Raw genomic sequence first — 12,368 nt, forward strand, 5'->3', positions numbered from 1 at the left:
CTCGATCACGCGGCCCGCGACATCACGAACCACCGCGTCCGGTCGAACTGTTGCCCATCGGGGTCCATTCCGGGTCGAAGGCAGGCATCGCGTCGAAGTTCCTGTGATATGGGAGGTTCCCGTGGCGTGGGTATTGTCCTGAAACTCTTCTGGTGACGGTGATCCGGATCCGCTTACGGTGCCAGAGGCCGTCAACGAACCCGAGGGAGGCAAGCTCCGTATGACCGGCATCTGCCGGTGGGTGAGGGAAATGCGGCTCGGTCGGGCCCGGTTCGCGCCGGACGGGCAGGACCACATCGTGTAACCCGGACAACGCCCACGGTGTGCCCTCGGTCGCCGCGACGGCCCGTACCGAGAACCGAACCACCACCAAGAGGCGGAAATGAGCAAAGCCAGCAAGTTCGTCACCACGGCAGCGGTTTGCGCGACCTCCTGCGCGGCCCTGGTGCTCTCCGGCGCGACGGCCTCGGCGGTCGGATCGAACCCGAACAGCGGGGCCACCCCGCTCGCCGCAACCGGTCCGATCGTGCACTGGGTCAGCGGGAAGTGCATGGACGTCGCCGGTGCCGGCGACGCCAACGGCACCCCCGTACGGCTCGACGCCTGCAGCCCCGGCTCCGCGGCACAACAGTGGACCATCGCCAACGGCACCATCGTCGCCAAGGCCAAGTGTCTCGACGGCGGCAATCTGGGCGTGAGGACCGAACTCACCATCCGGGACTGCACCGGCGGTGCCAATCAGGAGTGGCGTCGCCTGAACTTCGACCGTCTGTACAACCCGGCCTCGAGCCTTTGCATCAACGTTCCCAACGGCAACGCGACCAACGGCATCCGACTCGACCTCGAACCCTGCGCACGCACGGGCAACATGGTCTGGACCGTGCCCGCCGGTAGCTTCTGAGCCCAGGGCCTGTGAAAAGTTCGGCTCCGTTTCACAACGTGTCGTAACGGAGCATGGTTTCGGTCAGGCGTGATCCGCTGTCGGATATGCCTGGGCCCGGCCCCGCCACACATTCGCGGCACGAGACGTCCGGCTCCCATGCGGACACCTTCTGCCCCGGCAGCCGTGGCGGGGCCGGCGCCGTTAACGGCGAGTACAGGCCTCCATCCCGGTCGGGCCGAGACGGGTTGCCGTGCCGGGCGCGGGCTTCGAGAACGGGCCTACTCACGCACGGCGTGGCGACGGCGTTCGCGGAATTCCCTGCCCTTGCGGGAACTCCACGCCAGGACACCGATGCGGGCCGGCAGGAGCACGCCGCAGAGCGGGAAGACGAGCGCCGGGAACAGCCAGACGTCCGTGCCGCTCTCGCCCATCGCGATGCGGACGATCACCGTCACCACATAGGCGGCGACTCCGGTGCCGATCCACCACTTCCACGCGCTCTTGCTGGCCCCCTCGGTGGGGCCGTGGGGGTCCTCGCCCCTCCGAGTGCTGACCGGCTGCCCCTTCGCCTTGCGCCACAGGGCCCGGACCAGGAAGGCGCCACCGAAAACGGCCAGGATCGTGGCCAGCAGCCCCCACTCCGCAGGCGAATCCGGCACCCCTCGGGCGTACTCGTTCACGTCCCACCTCCGCCACCGATCCCCGTGCTGTAGTCGGAGGCACATCTGCCCGGAGTGGGAAACCCCATGCTCCGATGCCGAGTTCCGATCACCCGAGCCACCGGTCCCCCTCCCGTGCTCCGCACGAACTCAGCGGCCGGTCACCAGGACGATCTGGTCCCCTCCGACCTCGGTGGTTGCCGCGTGCGCCAGCAGGCCGGCGAGCCCGGCCGAGCCCGCCGCGGTGGGATGTACTCCGTGGCGGGCCAGCACCGCCTGGGCGGCGAGCAGTGCGGCGTCGTCGGCGGCATGGACCGCGCCGCCCGAGGCGGATATCGCGGCCAGGGCCTCGGGGCCGTGTAGGGCGTGCCGGTTGACCAGTGGCTCGTTGTGCTCCGTCGTGACCACCTCGTGGCTCGACAGCGTGCGATACGCGCCCGGCCAGCTCGTCACGATCGGGTTGTTGCCGGGGGAGCCGACGGCGTGCAGGGCCACCGGCCAGGCCAGGAGGCGGGCTTGGCGGTGGGCGGCGACGATCGTCGTACCGTTGCCGACCGGGATCCAGACAGCGGCCGCGGCGCCGCCCAGTTCACGGTGCAGCACGCGGACCACATGTCCGTGTCCCGCCAGGATCGCGTCCGTGCAGGGCCCGTCGACGTTGCCGTCCAGCGCCCCCAACTCGACGGCCAGGCGGTGGGATTCGTCCACGGCGTCCTCATAACCGCCGTGGACGAAACGGACGTCGGCCCCGGCGGTCGCGACGGCGGCCCCGCCGTCGCCCCATTCCGCGGGCAGCACCACGGTGGACCGCAGGCCCGCCGCCGCGCACGCCGTTGCCATCGCCCGCCCGTAGCTGCCGCACGAGCCCACGACGACCCGGTCGTGCCCTTCGGCGACGGCGCGCGCCACGACCGCGCGCGCGGCGGGCTCCTTGTGACTGCCGGAGGCGTAACGGGACTCGTCCTTGACGAAGACACGAACACCCGGCAGGAGGCCGTCCGCGACGATCAGGGGGGTCAGGTACGGATCGGTGGGCGGCGCGACGGAGATCGGAGGCAACAAGGAGGTGTTCCCTTCACCGGGTGCGGGCGGAGAGCAGTTCGTCGGCTTCGCGCTGCAGGTCGTCGCGCGTGCCGATCTCGGCGGGCGGTATCGCGTCGGGCAGTTCGTCCTCGATCAGTCGCAGCCGGTCGTCGAACCAGCCCCGGACGGACCAGGCCAGTTGCAGCACTCCGCTCAGGACGATCAGCAGGGCCAGGCCCCGTCCCGGACCCTCGGATTCCAGGAGCGGCTGGACGAAGCGCTCGGCCAGGGGCCCGACCACGAGGTAACCCAGTGGCATCGTCAACATCATCAGGGTGATGAACAGGGACAGCACCCGGCCCTGCAGTTCGAACCCGACCTTGCTCTGCACGATCGCGATCCAATGACCCTCGGCCAGGGATTCACCGAACCCCACGAGGAACATCCCGGCCACGATCAGCGCCGGAACGGTGGAGATCCCGACCAGGATCATCGCGAAACTGCCGATGCCCATCGCGATGAGCATCCCGTGACTGCGCCGGGCGGTACCGCCCCACAGACCCATCAGGACACTGCCGACGATCCCGCCGACGCCGCCGGCACCCAGCGCCAGACCCAACACCGAATCCGACTGCTCCGCCAGCAACATCGGCGTGATGACGGCGAAGCCCAGGGTGTAGAAGACGTGGTCGACGACGAAGAACCGAAGCGCCGCGCGCAGGCCGGGCCGGCGGGTGATGTAGCGCCAGCCGTTGCGGATCTCCGCGCCGAAGGTCTCCTCGCGTACCCGGAACATCAGGTTCGGGAAGCGCACGAGAAGCAGCGTGAGTGCCCCGATCGCGAAGGTGCCCGTGTCGACGAGGAGCACGCCGTCGATGCCGATCGGGTCGATCAGCGCGGCACCGAGCATGGGGGAGAACACCAGCCCCACGCCGACCCCGAGTTGCCCGATCCCGGCGGCGTGGCCGAGATAGCGCTTGGGTACGAGCTGCGCGACCGCCGCGAGGTAGGCCGGCCGCTGGAACGCTCCGGCCACCGACGTCACCGACACGACCAGGTAGACGTGCCACAGGTGCAGGCCGTCACTGTGCATGAGGACGACCAGGGCCGCCATCGAGAGCCCGGCCGCGGTGTCGCTCGCCAACATCACCCTGCGGCGGTCCCACCGGTCGGCGACGGCCCCGGCGACCGGCCCCACGAGGATGCCGGGGAGCAGTCCGATCGCGCTCACCACCGCGAAGGAGGTGAGCGAGCCGGTCCGGTCCAGCACCCAGATGCTCAGTACCAGTGTGCTCAGCCCGCTGCCCATCATCGACAGGAGCTGGCCCAACGCGACCAGCGCGAACTTGCGCAGATCGGGCGCCGTCCCCGCCGCCGGGCCCCGGGCCCCGGCGGGGAAGCGCACGATCGGCGAAGCCGGCGCCCGCACGGTCGACGCGGCGTTCGGCGAAACCGTCGCCCGCGACGCGCCGGAGACGACCCCCACCAAAGCCTCCGCCAGCGGCCCCGCATGGCTCTTGAGGAAGAAGTGCCCCGCCCGCGGCAACACGGCAAGGCCCAGGTCGCCCTCGGTGAAGTGCCGCCACTCCTGGTGGCGTTCCTGATAATGCTCGGTGACCCGGTCCCGGGCGCCGACGACCGTCAGCACCGGCGCCCGCAGCGGACGGTACGGCCGCCGGTACGCCGCCGTGAAGTACTCCTCGGCGTCGCGCGCGTCGTGCCGGACGTTGCGCAGTACGAAGGCCTCCTGCTCCTCGTCGTCCAGATCGGTGAAGCCGCCGCGCGCGCGGAGGTAGGCCAGATACTCACGGTCGGAGGTGAAACGGTCCACCGGCACATGCCGGTAGATCCAGTCGAAGAACCGTCCGGGCAGCCGGGCGGTCGGGAATCCCGCCCCGAGCGCGACCCCGGCCAGCGATACCCCCGCCGCCTCGGCGCGCCGGGCCACCTCCACCGTGAGTGCGACGCCGAGGCAGTGCCCGTACAGGAGGACCGGGCCCTCGATCATGCGCATCTCGTCGACGATGCGGTCCGAGACGACGGCGATCGGCTCCAATTCCTCGTCCGGCCTGGATCGGTCGTGGCCCGGCAACTCCACCGCCCGCAACGCCCAGTTCGCCGGGAGCGCGTCGGCGAGCGGCTGATAGGCGACGGCGCTGCCCCCGGAGTAGGGCACCGCCACGACGGTGTGCCCGCCGGTCGCCGGGTCGGCGTCCGTCGCGGTGAGCCGCTGCAGCAACCACTGTTCGGCGGGCCCGTCCGCCGACCGCGCGTCGAGATGCGCGGCCAGTCGACGGATGGTCGCGTACCGGTAGAACTCGACCAGGCTGGGCGCCGGTTCGACGCGCCGAACGACCCTGAGCGCCGAGAACGAGTCGCCGCCGAGGTCGAAGAAGCCGTCGTCGATGCCGGGTTCGGGAACCCCGAGAACCTCCGCCCAGATCGCCGCGATCCGCTTCTCGGTATCGGTCCGAGCCGGCGTCCCGGCGGATTCGGGACCCGTCCCGGCCGGTGCGGGCAGTGCGCGCCGGTCCAGTTTTCCGTTCGGCGTCGACGGCAGCGCGGGCAGTGTGACGATACGGGTGGGGACCATGTGCGCCGGCAGACGCGCGGCGAGCATCTCGCGGAAGGCGGCCTCGTCGGCCTCCGCCCCATCACGGGTCACCACGTAGCCGACGAGCCGGCTGGTGCCGCCGGGCGGCCCGTGTACGGCCACCGCGCATGCCGCCACCTGCGCCGGCGCACCGAGTCGGGCCTCGATCTCGCCGAGTTCGATCCGGTACCCGTTGATCTTGACCTGGTCGTCGAGCCTGCCGAGGAAGTCGACCGTGCCGTCGCGGTGGAAACGCGCCGAGTCGCCGGTGCGGTACATCCGGGCGCCGGGCGCGGTAACGAACGGATCGCACACGAACCGCTCGGCGGTCAGCTCGGGCCGGTCGTGATAGCCGGGTACGACGCCGAGCCCGCCCAGGTACAGTTCGCCGACCACGCCCGCGGGGACCGGCCGGCGGTGCGCGTCGAGGACGTAGACCCGGTTGTTCGGGAAGGGCCGCCCGATCGGCAACGGCGCGTCGTCGGCGAGGTGTTCGACCGAACCCTCGAACAGCACGTTGTCGACGGTGGCCTCGGTGACACCGTACGAGTTGACGACACGGTTGCCCGGACCGACGAGGCGTTTCGCCAGCGCGTACTCCTTGACGTGCCACTTCTCGCCGCCGCCGATCAGCAGCCGGACGAACGACAGGTCCGCCCCGCTGCGCTCGGTGTGGTCGAGGAGGGCGCGCAGCACCGCGGGCACCAGTTCGGTGCAGGCTACGTGCTCGGTCTTCATCAGCGCGTGGAGATCGGCCGGGTCCAGCAGCGTCTCGCGCGGGGCGACCACCAGCCGGCCGCCGCTGAGCTGCGCCCGGAGCGTTTCGCCCACGAACATGTCGAAGGAGAAGCTGGCCGCCTGAAGGTAGGTCCACTCCGGCCGCAGCCGGTACGCCTGCCGCCACATGCCGGCCGCGTGCACGAGGTTGCCGTGCGTGACCACGACTCCCTTGGGCCTGCCGGTGGATCCCGAGGTGTAGATGACATACGCGGGATCGTCGGCCGAGTTGCACAGGGGCGGATCGCGGTCGTCCTCGGAAAGTCCTTCGAGCGGCCCTTCGAGCGGTCCTTCGGCGAGGTAGTCCCGGTTGATCACCACCGTCGCGCCGCTGTCCGCCAGCATGTATTCCAGCCGGTCGCTCGGGTAGGCCGGATCCAGCGGCACATAGGCGCCGCCCGACTTGAGCACCGCCCACATCGCGGTGAAGAGCTCGACGCCGCGATCCAGGTCGATCGCCACCCGGTGGCCCGGCCGAACCCCCTCCCGGCGCAGTCTGCGGGCGAGCCGGTTGGCCCGGCGGTTCAACTCCCCGTATCCCAGGGTGACGTCGCCGACGGTCAGCGCGGGCGCGTCGGGCGTGGCCGCGGCGTGGCGTTCGAACAGCTGGTGTACGGCGACGGCATCCGGTATCGGGGCGACGACGTCGTTCCAGTCCTCCACGATGCGGCGATGCTCGCGGTCGGTGAGCATCGGCAGCCGGGTGACCGGCGTGCTCGCCCCGCCGATCGCCGCGTCGAGCAGCGTCAGAAGGTGGTCGACGAACGCCTCGACGCGTGCCCCGTCGAAGAGTTCGGCGGCATAGTCCGCGTTCAACACCGCGCCGTCGGCGGGGAAGTCGAGCCCGATCGCGAGGTCGACCATGGTCGCGGCCGGCGCCGACTCACCGGCGTAGCACAGGAGTCGGTCGTCCGCCGTCGGGGTGTTGTGCACGGTCAGCATCACCGGGCTCAGCCGTTTGGCCCCGCCGGGCCGCGCCAGCGCGTCCACCAGATCCGGCAGCGCGAGCCGCCCGTGGTCGAGGTCGCTCAACACCGCGTCCCGCACCCGCGCGACGAGCTGTGCGAACGACGGATCGCCGGACACATCGCCGCGCAGTGGCAGCACGTTCAACGCGGGCCCGATCAACGAGGCCGACTCGGCGCTCGACCGCCCGGCGACCGGTGCGAGCACCGTGACGTCCGTCCGCCCGGTGTACCGCCGCAGGACGACCTGGAGCCCGGCCAGGAGCACCATGAACAGGCTCGCCCGCTGTTCGCCGGCATAGGAACGCAGCCGGTCCAGGAGATCGGGGCCGAGGGGACGGCTGATGCGGCCGGCGGCGTACGAGGGCGCGGCCGGGCGAGGCCGGTCGGTGGGCAGTTCCGCATCGAGATCGGCGCCGTCGAACCGCTCCCGCCAGTACGAGACCAGCGCCGCGTCGGCCTTCGCGTCGGCGCTGCGGGCGGCGAGATCGGGCACGGGGACGGCCGGGGGCAGCCCGGCGCCGGTGATCGGATCCGCACCGTCGCGCACGGCCCGGTACAGGGCGGCGAGTTCCCGCCCCAGCACACCCGCCGACCAACCGTCGAAAGCGAGGTGATGCACGATCAGCACCAGCGCGTCGCCGTTCAGGAAGGCGTGTGCGATCGGGCCGTGCCGAACGTCGATGCCCGCGCGATCCGGCTCGCCCAGCGTCAGCGGGATCCGCGCCGCGGGTTCGACGACCATGCTCGGCTCGACGCCGTCATCGGGAAAGCGCGCCCGCAACAGCGGGTGCCTGCGCGAGAGTTCCGCGAGGGCCGTGGTCAATGCCGCGACATCCACCGGCTCTGTCCAGCGGTAGCGGATTCCCAGCGTGTACACGGGCAGATCGGCACACAGCTGCTCGGCGATCCAATAGTCGCGCTGCATCGGACTCAGCCGGTGCGGAACCCCCTCGGCCAGTGTGGCGACGGGGGGCCGGGCCACCGCGCCCTTCCCACCGCCGATCAGCCCCGCCAGCGCGGCGACGGTCGGATCCGCGTACCAGCGGGTGAGCGTCAGCTCCGCGCCGTGCCGCAACCGCAGGGCGGCGATGAGCCGTACGGCGTCCAGGGAATCGCCGCCGAGGGTAAGGAAATCGTCGGCCGCGCCCGTCACGGGGACGCCGAGAATCTCCTCCATCAGCGCGCCCGCGCCGCGCTCCGCCGCCGAGCCGGCGACGTCCGGAGCGTCCTGCCGCGGCGACGGCACCGTCGCCGCGAGCGCCGCCTTGTCGATCTTCCCCTGCGGGTTCAGCGGAAACCGCCGGTGTCCGACCAGCGCGGCGGGCACGAGGTGTGCGGGCACCAGTGCGGCGAGCGCGGCCCGAACCCTCGCCAGGTCGGTCGTGGCCTCGGTGACGACGTGCCCGATCAGCTTGGCGCGGCCGGTGTGCTCGTCGACCAGGACCACGGCGTCGGTGATGCCGTCGAGCGTGCGCAGCGTCGCCTCGACCTCCGCCGGTTCGACCCGGTGGCCCCGGATCTTCACCTGGTCGTCGAGCCGCCCCAGGAACTCCAACTGCCCGTCGGCGGAACGGCGTACGCGGTCGCCGGTGCGATACTCGCGGCCCCGCCCCGGCGTCGTCACGAACCGCTCGGCGGTCAGCTCGGGACGGTTCAGATAGCCGTCGACCACGCCGATGCCGCCGATCAGCAGCTCGTCGTCGGCGCCGATCCGGCAGGTCACGCCCGGGTGCGGAAGGCCGATCGGGACCACGTCCCCCGACCACTCGGTCACATCCGCCGCCGTGGCGCCGACGGTGGTCTCGGTGGGGCCGTACGTGTTGAACAGCCGCGCGGCGCCGCCCACCGCCACCTGCCAGCGGCGTACCGCGTCGGGCCGCGCGGTCTCGCCGCCGATGATCACGCACCGTACGGCGGCCGGGAGTTCGGTCTCGCCCCGGTCCAGGGCCGCGACCAGTTGGTGCCAGTACGCGGTCGGCAGGTCCAGGACGGTGACCCCGAGCGCGTCACAGCGATCGAAGAACAGGTCCGGCCTGCTGATCATGTCGTCGTCGCGCAGGACGAGGGTGGCGCCCCGCAGCAGCGGGCAGAAGATCTCCTCGACGCTGGTGTCGAAGCTCAACGAGGCGAACTGCAGGATCCGATCGCCCGCCGCGAAGCCGAAGCGGTCCGCGAACACCGCCGTGAAATCGCGGAGTTGCCTGCGCCCGACCAGGACGCCCTTCGGCCGACCGGTCGAACCGGAGGTGAAGATGACGTACGCGGGATCCCGTCGGCGCACGCTCTCGGCCAGCGGCAGCACACCGTCGGCCGTGATCAGCGCGCGCGGCCGGGTCTCCTCGATCATCAGGTCCAGGCGGGCCGCCGGATACACCGGGTCGAGGGGTACGTACCCGGCCCCGGCGCGCAGCACCGCCAGGATCGCCACGATGGCGTCCCGGCCGCGCGGCAGCCGGATCCCGACGAGGTCGCCCGGTCGTACGCCCGCGTCCGCCAGCCGGTCCGCCAGGTCGGCGACCAGGGCGAACAAGGTCGCGTAGTCCAGTTCGCCGTGCGCGTCGGCCAGTGCCGGCGCGTGCGGCGCCCGGGCGGCCTGCGTGGCCAGGGACGACCAGACGTCGCCGTCGACGGCGGCGGGCGACGTGTCGTGGGTTCGGGTCACCCGGATCTCCTCGGTGCTCACATCGACCAGTGCGTCGGCTGCCGGTCCCAGCGGTGGGCGCGCAGGGCTTCGAGCAGTTCCGCCGGCAGTGGCGTCGATCCGGACACGCGCAGGTTCGAGCGCACGTGCTCGGGGCGGCGCATGCCGGGGATGACGACGGAGACGGCGGGGTGGTGCAGTGCGAAACGCAGCGCCAGTTCCGGCAGGGTGTGGCCGGCGGGGACGAGGCCGCGCAGCGCGTCCACACGTTCGATGGTGGGCGGCAGGTTCTCCGGCCCGAAGTAGACGGCTCGCCAGTCCTCGGGCGGGAATACGGTGTCGGCGCTCAGGTTCCCGGTCAGCGAACCCTCGTCGAAGGGCACCCTGGCGATGATCGAGATGTCCTCCTCGATGGCACGCGGGAACAGTTCGTCCTCGGGGGCCTGGTCGAAGATGTTGTAGATGACCTGGATCGCGTCGACCAGCCCGGTGTCGAGCGCGGCGAAGCAGTTCGTCGGCTCCCAGCGGTTGACGCTGATGCCGAATCCGTCGATCAGATCCTGCTCCTTGAGCAGGGTGACGGCCTTTTGCCAGGCGGGATCCGCGGCCCAGCGGTCCTCCCAGACGTGGAGTTGGAGAAGGTCGATCCTGTCGACGCCGAGGTTGTCCAGGCTGCGCCGCGTGTAGTCGAGGATGTGGTCGAGGGGGAAGACGTCCTCGAGAGTGTCCTGCGGGCGCGGAGGCCATTCGCGGTTGAGCGGGGGAACCTTGGTGGCCAGCCGGATCCCGGCGTCGGGGCGGCGCTCGCGCAGTTCGCCGAGCAGGTTCTCGGACTTGCCCCGTCCGTAGGCCCAGGCCGTGTCGAAGAACGTGCATCCCATGTCCACGGCGAGGTCGAGGGCGTCCGGGGCGATGTCGTAGTCCCAGCCGGTGAATCCGCCCGGGCCGCCGCCGATTCCCCACATGCCGTAGCCGACCTCGCCGACCCGCCAGCCCAGCCGTCCCATGGCGCGCCGGCGCATCGGCGTCTGTTGCTCGTCGACGACCATCGGTCGCTCCTTGTCATGCACCGACAGGCTCCTTCGGGCGGGTGTGCGATGTGGTGAACAGTGCGGGGTTGTCCTGGAGAAGGTTTTCGAGCACCGCGCGGATGCCCGCCTCGTCGTCGCCGCAGCCGGCGGCGCGGTGCTCGAAGACGGCGAGCAGTGCGCCCAGTTCGGCGTCCCCGGCCGCCGCGGCGGTGCGCAGCCGGGACAGGAAGAGCGAACAGGGCACCCGCTGTGCACGCGCGCCGGCCAGGTCGTCGAAGTGCACGCTGCCGGGGCTGAAGAGGTGCGCGGCACGCCCGCGCGGCGCCGGGTCCCGGATCGCGTCGACGATGGCCCGCGCGATCGTGTCGAGCGGGCTGTAGTCCGACCGGATCGTCGCCCGGGGCACCGTGCCCAGCCGCTCGAAGGCGGTGAGCAGCAGATGGGTCAGCGCGGTCGGGTTGGGTACGGCGGCGGCATCGGCGGCCGGCATGACCTCGCCCAGGCGCAGCACCGTCACCGGCAGGTCGTCGGCGGCCAGGACGAGCCGCTCGGCCACCCACTTCGACAGGCTGTATCCGCTCAACGGCGGGGTCACGGCGGTGATGTCCACGTCTGCGGGCACCGGTTGGCCGACGGCCACCGCGTGGTCGTACAGGACGCCGAGCGTGGAGATGTAGTGCAGGGGGATGCCGCCGGCCGCACGGGCGAGGCGAATGATCTCCGCCGTGCCCAGCACGTTGGGCTCACGGTGCATGCGGTAGTCGTACAGGAGGTTGACCAGGGCGCCGCCGTGCACGATCAGGTCGCACTCCTCGGCGAGCCGGTGCTGGCGGGTGTCCGTCAGTCCGAGGCCGGGGAGGGCCAGGTCTGCGGCGACCGCGGTGATTCGTCCGGCATACCCGGCGTGGTTCAGGCCCTGCGCGGACAGGGCGTCCAGGAGACGTTGCCGCGCGTGGGAGTCGTTGTCCCCGCGGGTCAGGCAGAGCACCGACAGGTCGGTCTGTTCGAGGAGTTCGTGCAGCAGGCGCGTACCGACGAACCCCGTCGCGCCGGTGAGCAACACCGTGCGCGCGGCCCGGCTTCGCCGCGCGGGACCAAGCGCCGGGATCGCCACGAGGCCGGCGAGGTCGGCGGCGACCAGGTCGGCCGAGGACGGTATGCGATCGTGCCCGCGCCGTGCGATCAGCCGGCCCAGGCCACTCGCCGTCGGATGCTCGACGACGTCCCGGACGCCGATGTCCGTGCCGAACCGGTCGCTCAACTCGACCACGACCGCAACCGCCTGCAACGAGTTTCCGCCCGCGGCGAAGAAGTCGTCGTCGGCCGCGAAGTCCGGGCGCCGCAGGGCGCTTCGGAAGATGGCCAGTACCGGATCGGCGCCTCCGGCGGAGGGCGGCGAGTCGGGCCGCTCCACCCGGGCGGCCAACCGGCGCCGATCGATCTTTCCCGCCTCGGTCAGCGGCATGTCGGGCACGATCACCACGCGTTGCGGGATGCCGGCGCGAGGGAGCCGGGCCCGCAGGTGGGCAAGCACCTGCTCCTCGCCGGCCGTTCCGGTGATGACGAGCAACAGTTCACGCGCGCGGCTCTCGGTGGATCCGACGACCAGTGCGACGGCCTGCCGAACTCCCTTGCAGGCCAGGCCCACGTTCTCGATCTCGCCCGGCTCGAGGCGTACCCCACCGACCTTGATCTGATGATCGACGCGCCCGCCGAAGTGGAAGCGACCCTCGGCGTCGAGGTGCCCGAGGTCGCCGGTGCGATACATCCGGCCGAACGGCGGGGAATCGAAG

The 12,368-nt window shown here is 71.4% G+C and carries 6 protein-coding genes; 1 reads left to right on the top strand and 5 read right to left on the bottom strand.

Annotated features, from left to right (window positions below):
- Nucleotides 1-382: 382 nt before the first annotated feature.
- Nucleotides 383-901: an RICIN domain-containing protein gene (locus B4N89_RS30340; RefSeq protein ID WP_078978945.1), complete on the top strand. Its 519-nt coding sequence runs from the start codon at nucleotides 383-385 to the stop codon at nucleotides 899-901.
- Nucleotides 902-1,161: 260 nt separating this feature from the next.
- Here B4N89_RS30340 and B4N89_RS30345 read toward each other — a convergent pair whose 3' ends face one another.
- The 5 genes from B4N89_RS30345 to B4N89_RS30365 form a co-directional block, all read right to left on the bottom strand.
- Nucleotides 1,162-1,563 (bottom strand): hypothetical protein, encoded by a 402-nt coding sequence (locus B4N89_RS30345; RefSeq protein WP_078978946.1) that lies wholly within the window; start codon nucleotides 1,561-1,563, stop codon nucleotides 1,162-1,164.
- Between the two features lie 129 nt (nucleotides 1,564-1,692).
- On the bottom strand, nucleotides 1,693-2,604 hold the full coding sequence (locus B4N89_RS30350; protein WP_235618858.1) for a pyridoxal-phosphate dependent enzyme: 912 nt from the start codon (nucleotides 2,602-2,604) through the stop codon (nucleotides 1,693-1,695).
- Nucleotides 2,605-2,617: 13 nt separating this feature from the next.
- The gene (locus tag B4N89_RS30355) at nucleotides 2,618-9,565 is read right to left on the bottom strand and encodes a non-ribosomal peptide synthetase/MFS transporter (protein ID WP_235618859.1); all 6,948 of its coding nucleotides are present in this window, start codon (nucleotides 9,563-9,565) and stop codon (nucleotides 2,618-2,620) included.
- Between the two features lie 17 nt (nucleotides 9,566-9,582).
- Nucleotides 9,583-10,614 carry an aldo/keto reductase gene (locus B4N89_RS30360; RefSeq protein WP_235618860.1) on the bottom strand — a complete coding sequence of 344 codons (1,032 nt, stop codon included), beginning with the start codon at nucleotides 10,612-10,614 and terminating at the stop codon, nucleotides 9,583-9,585.
- Nucleotides 10,607-12,343, bottom strand: coding sequence for a non-ribosomal peptide synthetase (locus B4N89_RS30365; protein ID WP_235618999.1), 1,737 nt, complete (start codon nucleotides 12,341-12,343; stop codon nucleotides 10,607-10,609). Before B4N89_RS30365 ends, B4N89_RS30360 begins: the two co-directional genes overlap by 8 nt.
- Nucleotides 12,344-12,368 lie beyond the last annotated feature (25 nt).

This window comes from Embleya scabrispora (assembly GCF_002024165.1).
In the GTDB taxonomy this organism is placed as follows: Bacteria; Actinomycetota; Actinomycetes; order Streptomycetales; family Streptomycetaceae; genus Embleya; species Embleya scabrispora_A.

Excerpts from the sequence above, each read along its gene's own strand:
- B4N89_RS30340 (WP_078978945.1), top strand. The coding sequence starts at position 383 with ATGAGCAAAGCCAGCAAGTTCGTCACCACGGCAGCGGTTTGCGCGACC.
- B4N89_RS30365 (WP_235618999.1), bottom strand. The coding sequence starts at position 12,343 with ATGTATCGCACCGGCGACCTCGGGCACCTCGACGCCGAGGGTCGCTTC.